Source organism: Pseudomonas graminis (assembly GCF_001705435.1).
Lineage (GTDB): Bacteria > Pseudomonadota > Gammaproteobacteria > Pseudomonadales > Pseudomonadaceae > Aquipseudomonas > Aquipseudomonas graminis_B.
The window spans coordinates 1-20,337 of record NZ_MDEN01000061.1; the positions used below are offsets into that span (position 1 = coordinate 1).

Sequence of the window (20,337 nt, forward strand, 5' to 3'; positions counted from 1 at the left end):
CCGCATGGATGCGGCGAGAGCGCCGTCAGGACATGGATGTCCGTTCGGCGCGGGCCCACGGAGCGGGACCGGAGTGAGGGTATTCCGACGAAGGAGGAACCAAACCGAGAGCAAGCACCTTTGGTTACTTGGGGTGCTTTTCCAAGTAACTCGCCGAAGGCGAAACAGTCTGCCCCTAGGCAGACGCCCTTGATCTTGACGTAGGAAGCCGCACCGCATACCCCGGGGACAGATTAATTTACGGTGAAGCGCTGTAAATAAATCAGTCCCCTCTGGCCTTGATTTAAAGAACCTACCGAATCCCGAGTCGCCGGGCCAGGCGACTGAGGTTAGCTCGATCAACGTCCAGCTCCCGCGCCACATCCGCCCATTTCCCCTGATGCCGCTCCAGCGCCTCGCCGATCAACCGCTTCTGAAACCCATCCACCGCCCCCTTCAACCCCTCGCCCGGCTGAATCACCGGCATGACGCCATTCGAATGCAACACAACAGGAGCAGGCCCCCCTGACTCCTCAAGCCCCAACACATCCGCCTCGATCGTCAAAATCCGCGGCCGCTCACCCTGCACCGACAGCGCCTTGAGCACCGCGCGGCTGATCAGATGCTCCAGCTCCCGCACGTTTCCCGGCCATGCATACGCCAACAGCACCGCCTGCGCTTTCGGGCTCATGCGCAAACTGCGCAGCCCCATCCGCGCCCGGTTCTCCTCGAGGAAATACCCCGCCAGCAACAACACATCGCGCCCCCGTTCGCGCAACGGCGGCACCACCAACGGGTAAACGCTCAGGCGGTGATAGAGATCCGCGCGGAAGCGCCCGGCGCGCACTTCTTCTGCCAGATCACGGTTGGTCGCGGCGATGATGCGCACGTCCACGCGATGCTCCTGATCGGACCCGACGCGCTGCAACTGGCCGCTCTGCAACACCCGCAGCAACTTCGACTGCACCGGCAGCGGCAGCTCGCCGACCTCGTCGAGGAACAACGAACCGCCATGGGCCAGCTCGAACTTGCCGCTGCGTCCGCTGACCGCTCCGGAGAACGCGCCTTTCACATGGCCGAACAGCTCGCTCTCCACCAACAGTTCGGGCAGCGCGGCGCAGTTAAGGCTGATCAGTGGCTTCGCCGCCCGCGGCGACTGAAGGTGAGTGGCCTCGGCGACCAGCTCCTTGCCGACGCCGGTTTCGCCCGTGATCAGCACCGTCAGCGGGCTGTTGCCCACCAATTGGATTTCCTGCTGCAAACGCCTGTGCACCGGGCTTTGCCCGATCAGCTCCCGAGGCCCGCGTCCGCCTGCGGCGCGTTTGTACACCTCGGCCAACTGGCGCTGATCCTCAAAGCCACGGGCCAGTTGGCTGATCCGTTCGCTGGCCATCACCGTTGCCGCCGCCAGGCTGGCAAACGCCTGGAGATTGCCCAGATCGGCCTGGCCAAAGCGTGCAGGATCCAGGGAATCCAGGGTCATCACCCCCCACAGCGTGTTCTGCACATACAGCGGGCAACCGAGGCAATCGTGCACTTCCAGGTCGCCGTGCACGCCTTCAACCAGCCCGTCGTAAGGGTCCGGCAGATCGCAGTCGGTGGAGAAGCGGGTCGGTTCGCGGTTTTGCAGAATGATGTCCAGCCGCGGGTGCTCCCCCAGTCGGAACCGTCGCCCCAGGGTATCCGGACTCAGTCCCTCGACCGACAAAGGCACCAGCGCCTCATCCTCCAGCTTGAGCAACGCCACGGCGTCACACGGGAATAGCTGGCGCAGTGACCGCAGCAGGCGTCGGTAGCGCTCATCGTCCGGCAGGTCCCGGGACAGGTCGGCGACCAGCGGAGTGAGCGCCAGCAGCAAAGGATGGGTCATGAGAACTCCCGGTAACGGCATGGGAAGGGGGCAGTGGCGAGTCATTATGACTGCGATGCCAGTCGAAACGACAGCGCCGTCGCCAAGGCGGCTCCTGCCGGTCTGCAGGAAGCACGCTCGACACACATAGCCGTGAATCGCCTTATTAAACACGGCACTAAACCGTCATTACCGAGAAGTCATTAGTTGGTCGCCAATTCTCCGGCAGCGCTTGTGTAATAAATGAAAAACTGCCGCGCTCACTTTTCTCAAAAACTCGCTACTTAATTCTGACGCCACCTCGCCGACGTCACGCGCGGGGCCCTTTAATTTAAATGAAGTTGTGAACATCCGATTTTGTTTATAGTCAGCCGACCCCACAGGAGCACTCACTATGGCCAGAATTCAGGGACGAGTTCTTGAAACTTACCCTCCCTTGGTAGTTGATCTCGACGGCACGTTATTGCGCTCGGATTTGCTCATGGAGACGGCCATGGCGTTCATTCGCGGCCAGCCGCTGAAAACCCTGAAAATGCTGGGCTGGCTGTTCAAAGGCAAAGCCGCGCTGAAAGAAGGCCTGGCGCTGAGCACCGAAATAGACGTCTCCGTGCTGCCTTACGATCCGCAGATCATCGAAATGATCCAGCGCGAACGAGACACCGGCCGCATGGTGGTACTGGCCACGGCGAGTCATGTAAGCCTCGCCGAGCGAATCGCCGAACACTTGCAGTTATTCGATCTGGTGCTGGCGTCCAATACCCACCGCAACTTGTCCGGCCACAACAAACGTGACCTCTTAGTTGCTCACTTCGGCGAGGGGGGATTCGATTACATCGGCAACTCGAAAGATGACTTGCCCATATGGGATGTGTCCCGCCAGGCCTATGTGGTCAATCCCGACAGAGGCGTGGAAGCCCAAGTAAAAGCACAAGTCAGCGTCGAGCCGACTATCCGCAGCAACTCGCCGGGCCTTCGGGACTGGCGCAAGGCCCTGCGCTTGCACCAGTGGTTGAAAAACGCGCTGATCTTCGTGCCGCTATTGGCGTCCCATCGCCTGGCGCAGTTCGAGTTGATGCGCGACGGCGTCATCGCGTTCCTTTGTTTCGGCCTGTGCGCCTCCAGCGTCTACATCCTCAATGACCTGCTGGACCTGTGCGACGACCGCCATCACAAAAGCAAATGCAACCGACCGTTCGCCAGTGGCCGCCTGTCGATCAAGACCGGGCTAGTGATGGTGCCGGCGCTGCTGGCGATGGCCTTCGGCGCCGCGATGCTGCTGTTGCCGTGGCAGTTTTCAGCGGTGATGGCCGCCTACTACGGCCTGACCCTGACCTACTCGCTGAGACTCAAACGCCTGATGGCCTGGGACGTGATCGCCCTGGCGATGCTCTACACCGCGCGAATCATCGCCGGCGTCGCGGCGTTCAGCCTCACTCTGACGTTCTGGATCCTCGCGTTCTCGATGTTCATTTTCCTCAGCCTGGCCATGGTCAAGCGTTACGCCGAGCTGCGCGATGCCCGCGCCCGGGAGATCAACACGTTGGCGAGGGGTCGCGGTTACCACCCCGGCGACCTGGACATGATCGCCTCACTGGGAGCGTCGTCGGGTTACCTCGCGGTGATGGTCCTGGCGCTGTACATCCAGGACGCGAAAACCACTGAGCTGTACGTCACCCCGCACATCATCTGGCTGGCCTGCCCGCTGCTGCTGTTCTGGGTGACGCGGGTGTGGATGCTGACCCATCGCGGGCAGATGAACGAAGACCCGGTGGTGTTCGCCATCCGCGACCGCACCAGTCAGCTGATCGGCGCGGCGTTTCTGATGATGTTCTGGATCGCCGCATGAGCACGCCGTTGTATTCCTGGGGACGTTTCCCCCGTCGTCCGCAACGCGGTCATGGCTGTGTGTGGCTCGACGAATTGCCTGCGCAGATGGACCGCGTGATCGGCGCCCACCGCAGCAGCCTGCCCTACGGCAACGGCCGCAGTTACGGCGACAGTTGCCTGGCGGCCAGCGATGAGGTGCTGCACATGCGCTCGCTGGACCGGCTGATCGAGGCCGACTGGAGCACCGGCGTGATCAAGGCCGAGGCCGGCATCACCCTGGCGGAAGTGCTGGCCGTGGCCATCCCCCAAGGCTGGTTTTTGCCAGTGACGCCCGGGACCCAGTTCGCCACCCTCGGCGGCGCCATCGCCAACGACGTTCACGGCAAAAACCATCATGTGCGCGGCACCTTTGGCCGCTACCTGCTGAGCTTCGGCCTGTTGCGCCACGGCGAGCCGGAGGTGATCTGCTCGCCTGAAGATCATCCAGCCCTGTTCGCCGCGAGCATCGGCGGGCTCGGCCTGACCGGGGTCATTCACTGGGCGCAGATCCAGTTGATGCCGATCCGCGCCAGCCAGATCGACACCACCACGGTGCGCTTCGCCAATCTGGCCGAGTTTTTTGCGCTGTCGGCCGAGCTGGACGCGCGTCATGAGTACAGCGTTGCCTGGGTCGACTGCCTGGCCAAGGGCGCCGAGACCGGACGCGGGGTGTTCATCGTCGGCGATCACGCGCAGTACGGCTCCCTTGACGTCGGTCAGCGCAAGAAACTCAGCGTGCCCCTGACGCCGCCGGTGTCGCTGATCAACACAGTCTCCCTCAGCGCCTTCAACAGCCTGTACTGGCGCCTGCACACCCGCCAGCGCAAGCAGGGCCGCAACGCCTACGAACCGTTCTTCTACCCCCTCGACCGGATCCTGCACTGGAACCGGATTTATGGCCGCCGGGGGTTTCAGCAATACCAGTGCGTCGTGCCTGCGGCGAATGCCGAAGCGGCCATGGGCGAACTGCTGCGCACCATTGCCGACGCCGGCCAGGGGTCGTTCCTTGCCGTGCTCAAGCGCTGTGGCGATATAGCCTCGCCGGGGCTGCTGTCGTTCCCCCTGGAAGGCACCTCCCTGGCGCTGGATTTTGCCCAGAGCGAGGCGCTGGAGAACGTGTTGTTCCCGCGTCTGGACGACATTGTTCGCGCCGCTGGCGGGCGCTTGTACCCGGCCAAGGACGCCCACATGAGCGGTGCCGATTTCCGGCGGGCCTACCCCGCCTGGGAGCAGTTGGAAGCGCTGCGCGATCCCTCTTTGATGTCCCGTTTCTGGAGCCGTGTGATCCTATGAAAACTGCAGTGAAGAAAGTCCTGATCATCGGCGCCACCTCCGCCATCGCCAGCGCGTGCGCACGGTTGTGGGCCACGGAAGGCAGCGATTTTTTCCTGGTGGCGCGCAACGTCGAGAAGCTGCAGCAGACCGCCGCCGACCTCAAGGCGCGCGGAGCGACCCACGTCACGCTGCACGAGATGGACGCCAACGACATCGAGGCGCATCCGCTGATGATGGGCCGCTGTCTGACTGCGCTGGGACAGATCGACATCGCCCTGATCGCCCACGGCACGCTGCCCGATCAGAAGGCCTGTGAGCGCGACGTGCACCTGGCGCTGAAGGAATTCGCCAACAACTGCACCTCGGTGATCGCCCTGCTCACGGTGCTGGCGATGCAGTTCGAAACCCAGCGCTGCGGCAGTCTGGCGATCATTTCTTCGGTAGCGGCTGACCGGGGTCGCCCTTCCAATTACCTCTACGGCAGCGCCAAGGCGGCGGTGTCGACCTACTGCGAAGGCTTGCAGGCGCGGCTGTTCAAAGTCGGCGTGCACGTCACCACCATCAAACCGGGCTTTGTCGACACGCCGATGACCCAGGGGCTGTCGTTGCCGGCGGCCCTGCTGGCACAACCGGCGCAGGTCGCCCAGCGCATCGTCAAAGGCATCGCCAACAAGGTGCCGACGCTCTACGCACCGGGTTTCTGGGCGCTGATCATGCTGGTCATTCGTTCGATCCCGCAGCCGGTGTTCAAGAGGCTGAACCTGTGAGCGAAGCGGTGCCCGAGACTTCGCACCTGTCCGGCTGGCGCTACCGCGCGGTGGTGCTGTCGGTGGTCGGCTCGGCGTTGGGCTATCTCGGCTTTTCGCTGTGGGGCGGCTGGCAGGCAGTGGGCGCTGCGGTGAGCGAGGTCGGGCTGGTGGGCATTGTCATCGCGCTGCTCATGTCATCGGTCAACTACGGCCTGCGCTTTGTGCGTTGGCAGACCTACCTGAAAGTGCTCGGCCATCCCATGCCGTGGCGGCCGAGCCTGAACATTTATCTGGCCGGCTTTGCCCTGACCACCACGCCAGGCAAGGCCGGAGAAGCGTTGCGCGGCGTGCTGCTGAAACGCTGGGGCGTGCCCTACCCGCAGAGTTTCGCGGCGTTTTTCAGCGAGCGGCTGTCGGACCTGTTCGCGGTGGTCTTGCTGACCCTGTTCGGCCTGTCGCTGTACCCCCAGGCGTGGCCGATGATCGTGGTCGGCGTGGCGCTGGTGGCGGTCGGGCTGGTGGTGCTGTCGCAACGTCGCCTGCTTGAGCGGATCACCGACAAGGTGCCTGTGGGTGGCGGCAAGGTGCTCGGGCTGCTGCGCCATCTGCTGCAAGTGATGGTGCATGCGCAGCAATGCCATCGTCTGCGACTGATGCTCGGGCTGACCGCATTGAGCGTGGTCGCCTGGAGCGCCGAAGCCCTGGCGTTCGACTGGATTCTGAAATGGATGGGCGCGGATATCCCGCTGACGTTCGCGGTGTTTGTCTACGCCCTGGCAATGCTGGCCGGCGCAGTGAGTTTCATGCCTGGTGGACTGGGCGGCGCGGAGGCGGTGATGGTCGGCCTGCTGGTCTGGAAAGGCATGGACAGCGCCGACGCCGTGGCCGCCACCGTGCTGATTCGTCTGGCCACGCTGTGGTTCGCCGTGGCCATCGGCGCGGTGATGCTGATCAGGCTCAAAAGCGAGGCTGCGACGCCTCAGGCTCAACCGGTTCAATAACGCTTTTCGACGGGATTAAAGGGACAGGAGTGCAAGTCATGGTGGCAGCAGTACGTTATCGAGCGTTATTCGGCATTCCCCTGTTGCTGGCGGTGGCCGCCGTGGTCTGGAGCTTTCTGGCCTCCAGCGGCCCGATTCAATGGATGGACAACGGCATCTTCATCGCAGACGCCTCGGAGGGTCGCTATTTCAGCGACACCCTCGGCCCGCTGGATCACCCGTTGTACCTGTTCGTGACCACGGCGCTGTTCGCTCACTTCGGCCCGCTGGTGCTGAGTTTCATGAACTCGATGCTGCTGATCCCGCTGGGCTGGGCGATCTTTCGTCTGGCCAAAGGCGTCGGCGCGACGTCGCAGCAGGCCTTGCTGGCGATTGCCGCGGCGGTGTTGTGCCATTGCGTGTTCTGGGTCTCGACCAAAGCCGAGGTTTATCTGCTGCACACGCTGCTGGTAACCCTGGCCTACATGGTGCATTTTCGCGATAAATCGCGCTTGGGCCTGCTCACCGCGCTGTTCGTCATCGGCATCCTCACCGGCCTCGCCGCCGCCATTCACCAACTGACGTTCATCGTGCTGTTCCCGCTCTACGTGCAGCTGGTCTGGCAGCACAGGGCGCGGGTGCTGTTGACGATCCCGGGGTTTGTGCTGGGCTTTGCGGTGGCGATCCCCGGTATTTTGCAGGAGCTGCAAAACGGCTTGAGCCTGATCGACATCGGCCACCGTTACCTGATTGGCATCCCCGACAAGACCACGGAACAGAGCTGGCAGGGTTCGCTGTTTCGCTTCGACGACATGTGGCACGAGAAGAACTCGGTGGTGCTGCTGATGCTTTCCCTGCTCGGCCCGCAACTGGTGGCGCTGGTGCTGTTCCCGAAAAGCCGGCGGCTGCGGCTGCTGTGGTGCGCGGCGGTGCTGAACTTCCTCTTCGCCGTGTCATACAACGTCACCGACCGCTTCACGTTTTTTCTGCCTGGCGCGGTGCTGCTGAGCATCATCGGCGTGATCCATGTGCAGGCGTGGCTGGCGCGGCACAATGCCGCCGTTGTCGCCTATGCCCTGCCCCTCAGCGGCCCGGTGACCCTTCTGACGGTGTACGCGATTTACGCCAGCGGTGTCGTTGCGCTGCCCACCCACAAGGAAGCGCTGCCTTTCCGTGACGATATCCATTACTTCATGGCGCCGTACCTGCGCGATCGTTCGGCGGAGGCGTTCGTGCACAGTTACGAACAATCAGCTCCCCTAGGCGCGCTGATTGTTGCGGACTGGACGCCCAACGGCGCATTGCGTTCGGCGCAAGCCAGCGGCCTGCTCAAAGGACGAACCGTGGCGCTGTGCGAAGGCGCAAAAAACATCGAGTCGTACTTGAACGGCCCGGGTGCCTTCCTGGCGCGGACCAGTTACTGCTCGAGCATCTCGGATCGCTTTGATCTGCAGACGTTGGCGGTGGGGTACGAATTGCGCGCGAAAAAAGCGGACGGGCAAAGCAGCCCAAACGTGCTCGTGAATCCACTGAGAGGCGGATGACCGTCCGTCGGATCGAATGCACCTCTTGCGTTGGCGGGTTGACCAATAGGTATCCATGACAACAAAGGGATTCACATCATGATCAAGACTAAATTGACTGCCCTGACACTCGCTGGCCTGATGGCTGTTGCTACTGGCTCCGCGTTCGCTGGTTCCACCGGCCCAACCGATCCGATCGACAAGAATGGCCCGAAGCCAAGCACCTCGACCAGCGGTCAAAACAACGACGGCAGCTCCCCAGGCACGTCGACCCCAGGCACCAAAGGCATGGGCAGCACCAACGGCACCAACCGTGGTGACGCTGACGGCGGCGGCATGACCAATGGCAGCGGCATGGGCGGCAGCGGCGGCGGTACCGGTGGTGGCGCGAGCGGTTCCAGCGGCAGCAAGTAAATCGCTGTGCTGACCGTGTGCCTCTGAGCGAGCTTAGCGCCGAGGCAGCACTGAATACGATGAAGGGCCGAATAAGATTCGGCCCTTTTTTCGTTTCTGGTTTTATTCCCGGGAAAGGCCGACCTCCTCACGCCACTGCCCAAATGTCATCAAGGGTGGACCACCCGGCCTCTTCCCGGCTGAAGCCGGTCATCCGATGGAATTGCGGCATTCCGCAGGACTGCTTTAGGCGGGAAAGCGTATGACTTTTCATTGCAAAACCCGAGGAGAAACACGGGCCTAAATTTTCCGCCGTCGCTGTCGATACGCTATTTGTAGAGCCCCAATAGCGGGTTGGACCCGATCAGTGAAAGGCAAAAGCATGTACACAAACATTTTTCTGCTGGTAGAGCATGGCCGCGATCAAGGTGAAGTATCTGTTTTGGGCTGGTTCGATGACGAACGCGCCGCGCAGGACACCGCCGAGGCCATGGAGTGGAAAGCGTATCGCGACGAAGCCAAACGTCATCATCAATGGTCGAGCCAGCCGTTGCTGCCGCCGGACCAGACGGCCCATCGACGGTTCTGGGTCAAAGGCATCTCGAAATTCAGCCACACCCCGGCGCCCCGTTCGTGGGCGGTGCATTGATCTCTGTTGAGCAGAAACTCAGCGCAGCGGGCACCGCCGAGGTGCCCTGCTACTTGTAATTGCCCGACGCTGGCTTGTCAGCAGAACTGATTCAAGACAGAGTCGGTCGCTCGACAACCTCGCCCTCCCACACGCCTTCATGCCGACGGGCAATCACCAGGCAGTCGCCCGTACCCGTCGCGCTTACCACCCGCTCACCTCTGGGTGACCAAAATGCGCTGCGTCCCGCGCAGGCCCAGCCTCCCGACGGTCCGCCATGGTTGGCCATCAACACGCCCATCGAATGCGCACAGGCATAGCTCTGCAGCAATTCAGCGTCTCGCGCATAGCCTTCTTCGCTGATCAAGACGCTGCTGGCGTACAGACTGGCGCCAACTTGCGCCGCTGCCTGGGCGTGGCTGGCGTGGGTAAAATCCGCACAGACCGACAGCGCAATGCGCTCGGCGCCGATATCCACCAGCGCACCGCCCTCCCCGCCACTGAAAACCGCCTCTTCTCCCGAATGAAGATGCTGCTTGGTGTAGACCGACTGCGATCCATTGGCGGCCATCACCAGTGCGCCAATCAAGATGATTTCGCTGCCGGGTTGACGCAGTGGCAGCCCCACCACGGTGGTCATCCCTGACTGCGACGCGAGCTCACGCAGCGGTTGCAAACACTCGGCGTCAGGTGTCTGAGCGAGTTCGCGCGCGAGGAACGGCTCGTAGCCGGTCAAGGACAACTCGGGGAACAGCAGAAACTGAACGCCATGCTCGACCGCGCGGCGCATGGTGTGAAGATGCCGGTCGATGTTGACGTTGATGTCACCGGCGACCGAGCAGTATTGAGCAGCACATATCACGAGGTTTGTCATAGGAACTCGTTTTTTTCAGACAGCGAGGGAGTGACGAATGCTTCGATCAACTGACGTTGCGGCGGCGGCAAGCGGTCAGGCACGCGCAGTGTATTCTTCACGCTGCACAGCTCCTCGACCCGTCTGACATCGCGGAGACTCCCTAGCGGTTTTTCTGGGTATTAACAAAGTTTAGAAAATCCTGAGAGGGCAATGCTTTCGAATATAACCAGCCCTGGGCGTAATCCACCTTATACAGCCGCAGGTAATCTGCCTGATGGGGGCTCTCGATGCCCTCGGCAACAATTTCCAGACCCAGCGTTTTAGCCATTGCAATAATATGCGTCACCACCGAACTGGACGCTGAAGATTTATCGATGGCGTCCACGAAGGATTTATCAATCTTGAGCACATTGACAGGAAGGCGCTCAAGGTATTGCAAGCTGGAGTACCCCGTACCAAAGTCATCGATTGCAATCTTGAAGCCCAGCGCCCGCGCTTTTTTTAATGTCGTAACGGCCGATTCAACATCAATGAAGCCTCGCTCAGTGGCCTCTATCCATATTTGACTGTTGTTAATCATCGAGCCTTTCAGTGCCTGATCAAGCGTGTCAAGAAAACGCCCGGATTTTAGATCATCTGCACAGATGTTGATGGCCACATGAAGACGGCGGTTATCTCGTAGAAGTTGCGCCATGTCTCTGACGACGCCTTGGATGACTTGGTCAGTGATAGGCAAAATCAGCCCTGTTTCTTCAGCCAGCGGAATGAACTGATCAGGGGCCACAACCGTGCCGTCTGGTCTCAGCCACCGAACCAACGCCTCGGCCCCAATACATGCTTCTGTTTCAAGATCTATAATCGGTTGATAGTGAACAGTGAACTCCCGCTGGGCGATTGCGATCTGCATCTCGGCCATCGGCGAGAGTCTGATTCGCATGATCCGGATGACTGACAATACGACAATCAAGCCGATCCCAAGGCCTATGGGCAGCATCCAGGCCAACTCGCTATAAAAGCTGGTGTCGACGCTTTTTATCGGCTCAGCCACAAGGGCGGACCAGTCGTCTTGAGTGGAAACAGCATAGAGATAGTCTTTACTTTTGCGATCTCGGTTTGATACGAGTTGGGAAATCGTCTTCTCATCCGCTCCCTGAGAAATATTCACCAATTGGCCTTGGTAGAAAACACCGAGTTGCATTCGATCATCCAGAATGATGTCGCTGAGCCTTCCCGCATTTATAAGGACGCGGTAGGCGCCACGATGCATGATCGTGATCGGCTGGATCCCCTGGTCACTCGGGATCAGGCGAACATTGATTTTATAGCCTCTCGCATCGGTATAAGTCGACGTCGTCGATTCAGACAGTATCGACGTGCCCCCCCATGATGTGCAGGCAAGCGACCCTCGCTCCAGATAATCAATTTCTTCGACCGCACGGGTGTTCACGGTCGCTTTTCGCATTAACGAAATATGCTCTGGAGAACACGGCACCCCAGCCCAGTTCTCCATCTGCGCTATAACATTGAGCCCTTGTTGCAATGACAAGCTAATGTTTTTGAGCGCTCGCTCGGAGTAAGTCGCCAAATGAGTCCTTTCTTTGGCCAGCGCCCTTTCCCAGGAAATGTAAGCCATCGTGATCATAGGCAGAACTGCCCCTATCAGCCCTGACAGGGTGGCTATGATGATGACTCTGGATTTACGCATTCCCTTGCCTCAAAAAATGGACTCATCCTGTACTGATGCTCATTACCTCTCGTTCAGAGTGTGATTTATCCGGAACGACCGAGCAAGAAGGCGCGGAACGTTTTCACCCCTAAGAAATTCTGCGCACCCCATCGCCGCTCGAAAACCCAAAGGCCACTCACTGGACGGACGTCCGGCACCTGAGATAGCGTGCGGCTCCGACCGACTTCCAGGCAGCCTCCCATGACCGACCGTCAACTCATCGTCCCGGATGAAATGCGCCTGCTCGCCGAACGCGCAGGCTATGCCCCTGCCGTCAAGGTCGGCAAAACCCTCTACTGTGCCGGCCAGGTCGGTCGAACCCATGAGCTGGCCGTGATCGAAGACCCGGAGCAGCAATTCCTGGCAGCGTGGGAAAACCTGCGGCGTGTATTGGCCGCTGGAGGATGCACCTTCGAGGACGTCGTCGATCTGACCACCTACCACATCGATCTGCACCGCCATATGCCCGTATTCAGGGCGGTCAAGGACAGCGTCTTCCCTCGGGGCACCTGTGCATGGACATGCCTGGGCGTCAGCGACCTCGCAAAGCCTGGCCTGCTGGTGGAAATCAAATGCGTCGCGGTGCAGCGCTGATCATGAAGGGGGTGCCTTGCGCGGGACACGCAAGGCGAAAGGGCTCGGATAACGCAGGCTGACCCGCCGGGTATTCCGACACGTCAGCCTGGCGATTTGCCTCAACGCGCGGTGATTTTCCAGGCGCGGTGGATTTTGCCGTTGCGTGCAAAGTCCGGGTCGACCGTGTGCTGGGTGATTTCTTCCACCGCATAACGCTCGACCAGCGTCTCTTCGAGCTGGAATTTGCGGAAGTTGTTGGAGAAATACAGCACGCCGCCCGGCGCCAGGCGCGCCATCGCCAGGTCAATCAGTTGAACCTGATCGCGCTGCACGTCGAACACGCCTTCCATGCGCTTGGAGTTGGAGAAGGTCGGCGGGTCGATGAAGATCAGGTCGTACTCATCGCGACTGGCCTCCAGCCACACCATCACGTCGCCCTGCTCCAGACGGTTCTTGTCCGAGAAACCGTTCAGCGACAGGTTGCGACGCGCCCAGTCCAGATAGGTTTTCGACAGGTCGACGCTGGTGGTGCTGCGCGCCCCGCCCTTGGCCGCGTGCACGCTGGCGGTCGCGGTGTAGCAGTACAGGTTGAGGAAACGCTTGCCCGCCGCTTCGCGCTGAATGCGCATGCGCATCGGCCGGTGATCGAGGAACAGGCCGGTGTCCAGGTAATCGGTGAGGTTGACCAGGAGCTTCACGCCGCCTTCGTTGACCTCATTGAATTTGCCCTGGGCGCTCTGGCGTTCGTACTGCTTGGTGCCGCTCTGCCGTTCGCGGCGCTTGACTACCACGCGGCTCTTGTCGATGCCGAGCGCCTGGGGAATGGCCGCCAGGGCGTCGAACATGCGGATCGAAGCCTTTTCCGGGTCGATGGACTTCGGCGCGACGTATTCCTGAACGTGGACCCAGTCGTGGTACAGGTCGATGGCCATGGCGTACTCGGGCATGTCCGCATCGTAGACGCGGTAGCAATCGATGCCTTCGCGCTTGACCCACTTGCTCAGCGCCTTGACGTTCTTCTGCAAGCGATTGGCGAACATCTGCCCGCCCTCGCTCAGGCGCGGTTGCTCGATGACCGGCGCAGGGGCCGGCATCGGCTTGATCGGGTTGCCATTCTTGTTGTACTGGCGCTCTTGGGTTTCGTCCCGCGCCTGATCGTAAGCGGCTTGCTCACGCTCGGCCTGACGCTGCTCCGGGGTGCGACGCTCGCCGGTGACGAACTGATCCGGCAGCACTTTGATCAACAACAGCTTGCAGGGCAGTGCGCCGTTCCAGAACGCGTATTGCTTGTGGCTGCGAATGCCCATGCGCTTGCCCAGATCGGGCGCGCCGGTGAACACCGCCGCTTCCCAGTTCAGGCAGGCCTGACGCAGACGCTCGCCGAGGTTCTGATAGAGGTACAACAGGCTCGCCTCGTCGCCAAGACGCTCGCCGTACGGCGGGTTGCAGATCACCAGACCGGTCTGGTTCTGGTCGGGACGCGGCTCGAACGTCGCCACTTCGCCCTGGTAGATCTTGATCCACTCGCTCAGGCCTGCGCGCTCGACGTTGTTGCGGCCTGGCTGAATCAGGCGCGGATCGGCTTCGTAACCACGAATCCACAGCGGCGGCTTGGCCAGGCCCGCTTGCGCACGTTCCTGCGCTTCGTCATGCAGCTTGCGCCAGATCGCCGGCACATGGCCGAGCCAGGCGGAGAAACCCCAGCGCTCGCGCTTGAGGTTGGGCGCGATGTCGGCGGCAATCATCGCCGCCTCGACCAGGAACGTACCCACGCCGCACATCGGGTCAGCCAGCGCGCCGCCTTCAGCGGCAATGCGCGGCCAGCCCGAACGGATCAGGATCGCGGCGGCGAGGTTTTCCTTGAGCGGCGCGGCGCCCTGCTGCAGACGATAGCCGCGCTGGTGCAGGCTGTGGCCGGACAGATCCAGGGACAGAATCGCTTCGCCCCGGTCCAGACGCAGGTGCACGCGCAGATCCGGGTTGAGCTTGTCGACCGACGGGCGTACGCCTTCTGCCGTGCGCAGGCGGTCTACGATGCCGTCCTTGACCTTCAAAGCACCAAAATGGGTGTTGTCGATGCCCGAACCGTGACCGCTGAACTCCACGGCCAGCGTGCCTTCCGCTTCCAGATGGTCAGCCCACTCGATGTCGTGCACGCCGTGGTAGAGGTCCTCGGCGTCCTTCATCGGGAAACGCTTGAGCACCAGCAGCACCCGGTTGGCAAGCCGCGACCACAGGCACAGCCGGTAGGCAGTTTCCATGTCGGCGGTGCCGCGGATGGCGGAAGTGTGTTCGCGGGTTTCCTCGAGACCGAGGGCGGTGGCTTCCTCGGCCAGCAAGCCTTCGAGGCCTTTTGGGCAGGTGAGGAAAAGTTCGTAACGGTCCGACATGAGTATTCCAGAGCCTAAGGCTATAGCGGCCGGACAACGCATTGTCCGGCCCGATTCCAACAGACGCCTTTCAAGGAGGACGCCTGCGCGGCACACAGTTTGTGCCTGTCCCTCGCACCGATACATTTCGAGTGCGACGGTCCGCCAGCACTTGAGCGCCAACGTTTTGATGCTAAAAAAACACTATTCAGCACGACGGCGGCTGCAATAAAAAGTCACATCGCTGACCCTTCGTCGTTTTTCCTCTGAGCGCAAACCGCCAGTACTCTCAATTGCGAAACACTTGCACTGCGACTTGAGAGCCCCGTTTAAAAGGGGCCCCCGCAAAAAACACTGGTCAAACGAGTGATTGCTTATGGTCGTAATGCCTGAATGGTTACGTTCTTATGACAAAACGATCATTCACAGCGCATCTTTCATTGGTTAGAAATCACTCAAGGTCATCGCCGCAACGGCGGTGGCATCAAGCCCGCGACGCCGGCAGCGGGCCGCTAACGGCAGAAGATTTTCTGCCGGACCTCAACCTGAGGTCTCCAGGGACATTACAGTCAACAAACGAGGGCGATACCCTATGAGAAGACTTAAGCGTGATCCGATGGAAAGAGCATTTTCGCGCGGATACCAATACGGCGTATCCGGTAAATCCCGTGAGCTTTGCCCATTTACTCTACCGTCAGTGCGTCAAGCCTGGATCAATGGCTGGCGAGAAGGACGCGGCGACAACTGGGACGGTATGACCGGCACTGCGGGCATTCACAGACTCAACGAACTTCACGCGGTCGGCTGACGCAACCCTCACGTTACAGCCTGACCTAAAGCTTTTTCGACATTCTTGATCGCTTCACCATTACCACGCACGCCCCACCCGGGCGGCGGGCCAAGGCCCAAGAGGGGTTCCAGTCGGAACCCCTCTTTTCGTCTGGATGATCAGTGGGACATCGACGCGATCGCGTCCACCGACTGGCGAATCAACGCCGGCCCCTTGTAGATAAAGCCTGAATAAATCTGCACCAGACTCGCCCCTGCCGCGATCTTCTCGGCCGCGTGCCTGCCTTCGGTAATGCCGCCGGCGGCAATGATCGGCAAGCGCCCGCCCAGCTCACCGGCCAGCACCTTGACGATGTGCGTGCTCTGCTCGCGCACCGGCGCGCCTGACAGGCCGCCTGCCTCGTCGCCATGGGGCAACCCTTCGACGCCCTGACGGCTGAGGGTGGTGTTGGTGGCGATCACCGCGTCCATGCCCGACTCCAGCAGCGCGCCGGCAACCAGCACGGTCTCTTCGTCGCTCATGTCCGGGGCAATCTTGATGGCGAGCGGCACGCGTTTGCCGTGGATCAGCGTCAGCGCTTCCTGACGCACCCGCAGGGCTTCGAGCAGTTGCTTGAGTGAATCGCCGAACTGCAGGCTGCGCAGGCCCGGCGTATTGGGCGAGCTGACGTTGACGGTGACGTAACTGGCGTGGGCGTACACTTTGTCCAGGCAGATGAGGTAATCATCCACGGCGCGCTCCACCGGCGTATCGGCGTTCTTGCCGATGTTGATGCCCAGCACGCCTTTGTACTGCGCGGCCTGCACCCGGCTGACCAGATTGTCGACGCCCAGGTTATTGAAGCCCATGCGGTTGATGATGGCTTCGGCGTGGGGCAGACGGAAAATGCGCGGTTTCGGGTTGCCCGGTTGCGGGCGCGGCGTGACGGTGCCGACCTCGACGAAACCGAAGCCCAGCTGCGAGAAGCCGTCGATGGCCGCGCCGTTCTTGTCCAGCCCCGCCGCCAATCCGACCGGGTTGGGGAAGCGCAGGCCCATGACGGTCACCGGCAGCTGCATCGGCGCCTTGTTGAACAGGCCGTTGAGCCCCAGACGCCCGCCCGCTCCGATCAGGTCGATGGACAGATCGTGGGAAGCTTCGGGGGAGAGTTTGAACAGTAACTGGCGGGCCAGGTTATACATGGGCGGGGGCGGCTCGATTGCGGCTGGGATCAGCGGCGGATTATAAACGCCGGTGCAGGCGAAGCGCGAGGCATGTCGCGAACTTTGCTGACTGCCCTGCTCGACGCTGGCATATCGCTTGCTTTAAGTCCTGCATCGACTCGATCCAATGGCGGAGCGAGACACTGGACAATGACGTCGCTGTCGCCCCGGTTTCAATGGGGCGAGGCGGCGTTTTTTTTGGACGACCGGCAGCGTTGAAAGGCGCGTCGGCCTCCACGCGGAATGGCACTCATGAATGACACGCTCACCCCCTCGCTGGCCTGGGTCAACGGCAGCGATGCACCGGAGCTGGCCAGCGTCGACCTCGGTTTCATGGCGCTCACCGACAGCGCCTCGCTCATCGTCGCCGCGACCCAGGGCTTCGCCCAGCCCTATGGCCTGCACATCAATTTGCACCGGCAGTCATCGTGGGCCAGCCTGCGCGACAAACTGGTCAGCGGCGAACTGCATGCCGCTCACAGCCTTTACGGGCTGGTCTACGCCGTGCAACTGGGGCTGGCCGGGCCGGCGAAGCACATGGCAGTACTGATGGGGCTGAACCAGAACGGTCAGAGCATCAACCTGTCGAGGGCGCTGCAGGACGCAGGTGTGACCACTCCTGATGCACTCGATCGACGCACGCACCAAAGCGACCCAAAACTCACGTTCGCCCAAACCTTCCCCACCGGCAACCACGCCCTGTGGCTGTATTACTGGCTCGCGAGCCAGGGCATTCACCCACTGCGCGACGTCGACAGCGTGGTGGTGCCGCCGCCGCAGATGGTCGAGCACCTGCAGGCCGGTCGCATCGACGGCTTTTGTGTCGGCGAGCCGTGGGGTGCCAGCGCCGTTCAGCAGAACCTGGGCTTCACCCTGGCGACGTCCCAGGCCATCTGGCCGGATCACCCGGAAAAGGTGCTGGGGTGCAGCCTGGAATTCGTCGAGCAATACCCCAACACGGCGCGCGCCCTGGTGATGGCCGTGCTTGAAGCCAGTCGCTTCATCGAAGAAAGCGCTGACAACCGCCGAAGCACCGCGCAGTTGCTCGGCGCCGCCGAGTACGTCAATGCACCCGTCGGCGCTATCGAATCGCGGCTACTGGGCGAGTACGACGACGGGCTCGGCAACCGGTGGCACGACCACCATGCCATCCGCTTCCATGATGAAGGCCGGGTCAACATGCCGTGGCTGTCTGACGGCATGTGGTTCATGACCCAGTTTCGCCGCTGGGGCTTGCTGCGCGAAGACCCGGATTACCTCGGCGTCGCCCGCACCGTCCAACAGCTTGGCCTGTACCGCGAGGCCGCCGAGGCACTGGGCATCGCCGTGCCGCCCTCGCCCATGCGCAGCAGCCAGTTGATCGACGGCAAGATGTGGGACGGCAGCGACCCGGCGTGTTATGCCCGCAGCTTCAAGCTGCACGCGCTGGCCGATGCCGCCCTCGCTCATGCCGATCGCTGAGGAGACGCCACCATGCTGCGAATCCTGCTGATCAATGACACCCCCAAAAAAGTCGGTCGCCTGAAAGCGGCGCTGACTGAAGCCGGTTTCGAGGTCATCGATGAATCCGGGCTGATCATCGACCTCCCCGCACGGGTTCAGGCCGTGCGACCGGACGTGATCCTCATCGACACCGAATCACCGGGGCGTGATGTGCTGGAGCAAGTGGTGCTGGTGACCCGGGATCTGCCGCGCCCGATCGTGATGTTCACCGACGAGCACGACCCCGGCGTGATGCGCCAGGCGATCAAGTCCGGGGTCAGCGCCTACATCGTCGAAGGCATTCACGCGCAACGCCTGCAGCCGATTCTGGACGTCGCCATGGCCCGCTTCGAAAGCGACCAGGACCTGCGCGCGCAACTGCACGCCCGCGATCAGCAATTGGCCGAACGCAAACGCATCGAGACGGCGAAAGGCCTGTTGATGAAGATGAAGCAGTGCAACGAAGAAGAGGCCTACACCCTGATGCGACGCCAGGCCATGAGCCGGCAGCAGAAACTGATTCAGGTGGCGGAGCAGATCATTGCCATGAGCGAACTGTTGGGCTGAGCCCCTCCACGTCCGAACCGCGCGCGCTGATTTCATTCGGCCTGCATACCGGCGCACCTTTGGCCCATGTATTGCTAGTCACACCTCACAGGTAGCCAACGGCGGTTGCCCACTCACGACAAAGACGTCGCACCCCTTCGCGCAAGCGCACAGGGCTGCGGCGTTTTTTCGTTTTTGCCTTGAACACATCGAGGCGGGTGGAGTGCCGGTCTGGTGCTTCGCCTGCATGACCTGACCCGTAGCGGTGCGAGCAACACCTCCACCGAACACGAATCCCTGCAGATGAGGTGTTAGATGAACACGAGTTTCTGGAAAGCCGGCCACAAACCGACATTGTTCGCAGCGTTTCTGTATTTCGACCTGAGCTTCATGGTCTGGTACCTGCTTGGCCCGATGGCCGTGCAGATTGCCGCCGATCTGCACCTGACTACCCAGCAACGCGGCCTGATGGTTGCCACGCCGATTCTCGCGGGTGCCGTGCTGCGCTTCATCATGGGCATGCTGGCCGATCAGTTGTCGCCGAAAACCGCCGGAATCATCGGCCAGGTGACTGTCATCGCCGCGCTGCTCTGCGCCTGGCAACTGGGCATTCACAGCTATGAGCAGGCGCTGCTGCTCGGTGTGTTCCTCGGGATGGCGGGCGCATCGTTCGCCGTGGCGCTGCCGCTGGCTTCGCAGTGGTATCCGCCGCAGCATCAGGGCAAAGCGATGGGCATCGCCGGCGCCGGCAACTCCGGTACCGTGTTCGCGGCACTGATCGCACCTGTGCTCGCCGCCAGCTTCGGCTGGAACAATGTGTTCGGCTTTGCCGTGGCGCCGCTGCTGCTGACCCTCATCGCGTTCTCGCTGATGGCAAAAAACGCTCCGGAACGTCCGAAAGCCAAATCCATGGCTGACTATTTCAAAGCCCTGGGCGACCGCGACAGCTGGTGGTTCATGTTCTTCTACAGCGTGACTTTTGGCGGCTTCATCGGCCTGGCCAGTGCCCTGCCCGGCTATTTCAACGATCAATACGGCCTGAGCCCGGTGACCGCGGGTTACTACACCGCCGCCTGCGTCTTCGGCGGCAGCATGATGCGCCCACTGGGCGGCGCACTCGCCGATCGCTTTGGCGGCATTCGAACGCTGTCCGGCATGTACGCCGTCGCGGCGATCTGCATCGCCGCCGTCGGTTTCAACCTGCCCAGCTCGTGGGCAGCGCTGGCACTCTTCGTCGCGGCCATGCTCGGCCTTGGTGCCGGCAACGGCGCGGTGTTCCAGCTCGTGCCGCAACGCTTTCGCAAAGAGATCGGCGTCATGACCGGCCTGATCGGCATGGCCGGCGGCATCGGTGGCTTCCTGCTCGCCGCCGGGCTTGGCGCCATCAAGCAGAACACCGGCGAGTACCAACTGGGCCTGTGGCTGTTTGCATTCCTGGGTGTGCTCGCCTGGTTCGGCCTGATGAACGTCAAGCGTCGCTGGAGAACCACCTGGGGTTCGGCCGCTGTCACCGCTGCCCGCGTTTAGACCGTGAGCGTCAATCAGCCG

General features: G+C 61.6%; 17 protein-coding genes. 12 read left to right on the plus strand and 5 right to left on the minus strand.

Going from position 1 to position 20,337, the window contains the following annotated elements; genetic code table 11:
* Nucleotides 1-292: 292 nt before the first annotated feature.
* Nucleotides 293-1,849: a nitric oxide reductase transcriptional regulator NorR gene (gene norR, locus BBI10_RS10695; protein ID WP_065988483.1), complete on the minus strand. Its 1,557-nt coding sequence runs from the start codon at nt 1,847-1,849 to the stop codon at nt 293-295.
* A gap of 373 nt (nt 1,850-2,222) precedes the next feature.
* Between norR and BBI10_RS10700 the strand changes: the two genes are divergently transcribed.
* The 7 genes from BBI10_RS10700 (at nt 2,223) to BBI10_RS10730 (ending at nt 9,263) form a co-directional block, all read left to right on the plus strand.
* Entirely contained in the window at nt 2,223-3,674 is a 1,452-nt protein-coding gene (locus tag BBI10_RS10700; RefSeq protein WP_065988484.1) for a UbiA family prenyltransferase, read from the plus strand.
* Complete coding sequence (locus tag BBI10_RS10705) at nt 3,671-4,987, plus strand: FAD-binding oxidoreductase (RefSeq protein WP_065988485.1); 1,317 nt, start codon at nt 3,671-3,673, stop codon at nt 4,985-4,987. The genes BBI10_RS10700 and BBI10_RS10705 overlap by 4 nt, the downstream gene beginning before the upstream one ends.
* An 8-nt stretch (nt 4,988-4,995) precedes the next feature.
* Nucleotides 4,996-5,736 carry an SDR family oxidoreductase gene (locus BBI10_RS10710; RefSeq protein WP_065988738.1) on the plus strand — a complete coding sequence of 247 codons (741 nt, stop codon included), beginning with the start codon at nt 4,996-4,998 and terminating at the stop codon, nt 5,734-5,736.
* Nucleotides 5,733-6,719, plus strand: a complete 987-nt coding sequence (locus tag BBI10_RS10715) for a lysylphosphatidylglycerol synthase transmembrane domain-containing protein (RefSeq protein WP_244160341.1) — start codon at nt 5,733-5,735, stop codon at nt 6,717-6,719. Before BBI10_RS10710 ends, BBI10_RS10715 begins: the two co-directional genes overlap by 4 nt.
* Before the next feature lie 38 nt (nt 6,720-6,757).
* Nucleotides 6,758-8,242, plus strand: coding sequence for a DUF2723 domain-containing protein (locus tag BBI10_RS10720; protein WP_065988486.1), 1,485 nt, complete (start codon nt 6,758-6,760; stop codon nt 8,240-8,242).
* 78 nt (nt 8,243-8,320) lie between these two features.
* A complete protein-coding gene (locus tag BBI10_RS10725) occupies nt 8,321-8,635 on the plus strand; it encodes a hypothetical protein (protein WP_065988487.1) in 315 nt (104 codons plus the stop codon).
* Nucleotides 8,636-8,996: 361 nt separating this feature from the next.
* The gene (locus BBI10_RS10730) at nt 8,997-9,263 is read left to right on the plus strand and encodes a hypothetical protein (protein WP_065988488.1); all 267 of its coding nucleotides are present in this window, start codon (nt 8,997-8,999) and stop codon (nt 9,261-9,263) included.
* 91 nt (nt 9,264-9,354) lie between these two features.
* Here the strand turns inward: BBI10_RS10730 and BBI10_RS10735 are convergent, their stop codons facing one another.
* Together BBI10_RS10735 and BBI10_RS10740 are read right to left on the minus strand one after the other, a co-directional pair.
* Complete coding sequence (locus BBI10_RS10735; RefSeq protein WP_065988489.1) at nt 9,355-10,116, minus strand: carbon-nitrogen hydrolase family protein; 762 nt, start codon at nt 10,114-10,116, stop codon at nt 9,355-9,357.
* Between the two features lie 142 nt (nt 10,117-10,258).
* Nucleotides 10,259-11,803 (minus strand): EAL domain-containing protein, encoded by a 1,545-nt coding sequence (locus BBI10_RS10740; RefSeq protein WP_065988490.1) that lies wholly within the window; start codon nt 11,801-11,803, stop codon nt 10,259-10,261.
* Nucleotides 11,804-12,025: 222 nt separating this feature from the next.
* Here BBI10_RS10740 and BBI10_RS10745 point away from each other — a divergent pair, with 222 nt between their 5' ends.
* A complete protein-coding gene (locus BBI10_RS10745; protein ID WP_065988491.1) occupies nt 12,026-12,418 on the plus strand; it encodes a RidA family protein in 393 nt (130 codons plus the stop codon).
* Between the two features lie 101 nt (nt 12,419-12,519).
* Here BBI10_RS10745 and rlmKL read toward each other — a convergent pair whose 3' ends face one another.
* Nucleotides 12,520-14,790, minus strand: coding sequence for a bifunctional 23S rRNA (guanine(2069)-N(7))-methyltransferase RlmK/23S rRNA (guanine(2445)-N(2))-methyltransferase RlmL (rlmKL, locus tag BBI10_RS10750; RefSeq protein WP_065988492.1), 2,271 nt, complete (start codon nt 14,788-14,790; stop codon nt 12,520-12,522).
* 571 nt (nt 14,791-15,361) lie between these two features.
* On the opposite strand from rlmKL, the gene rmf reads away from it, so the two are divergent.
* Nucleotides 15,362-15,577, plus strand: coding sequence for a ribosome modulation factor (rmf, locus tag BBI10_RS26575; RefSeq protein WP_074887169.1), 216 nt, complete (start codon nt 15,362-15,364; stop codon nt 15,575-15,577).
* Nucleotides 15,578-15,717: 140 nt separating this feature from the next.
* On the opposite strand, the gene BBI10_RS10755 is transcribed toward rmf, so the two are convergent.
* Complete coding sequence (locus BBI10_RS10755; protein WP_065988493.1) at nt 15,718-16,740, minus strand: quinone-dependent dihydroorotate dehydrogenase; 1,023 nt, start codon at nt 16,738-16,740, stop codon at nt 15,718-15,720.
* Nucleotides 16,741-17,013: 273 nt separating this feature from the next.
* On the opposite strand from BBI10_RS10755, the gene BBI10_RS10760 reads away from it, so the two are divergent.
* The 3 genes from BBI10_RS10760 to BBI10_RS10770 all read left to right on the plus strand — a co-directional run bounded on the left by BBI10_RS10760 (nt 17,014) and on the right by BBI10_RS10770 (nt 20,316).
* Nucleotides 17,014-18,222 (plus strand): CmpA/NrtA family ABC transporter substrate-binding protein, encoded by a 1,209-nt coding sequence (locus BBI10_RS10760; protein WP_065988494.1) that lies wholly within the window; start codon nt 17,014-17,016, stop codon nt 18,220-18,222.
* 12 nt (nt 18,223-18,234) lie between these two features.
* Nucleotides 18,235-18,810, plus strand: a complete 576-nt coding sequence (locus BBI10_RS10765; RefSeq protein ID WP_037011032.1) for an ANTAR domain-containing response regulator — start codon at nt 18,235-18,237, stop codon at nt 18,808-18,810.
* Between the two features lie 294 nt (nt 18,811-19,104).
* Nucleotides 19,105-20,316: a nitrate/nitrite transporter gene (locus tag BBI10_RS10770; protein WP_065988495.1), complete on the plus strand. Its 1,212-nt coding sequence runs from the start codon at nt 19,105-19,107 to the stop codon at nt 20,314-20,316.
* Nucleotides 20,317-20,337 lie beyond the last annotated feature (21 nt).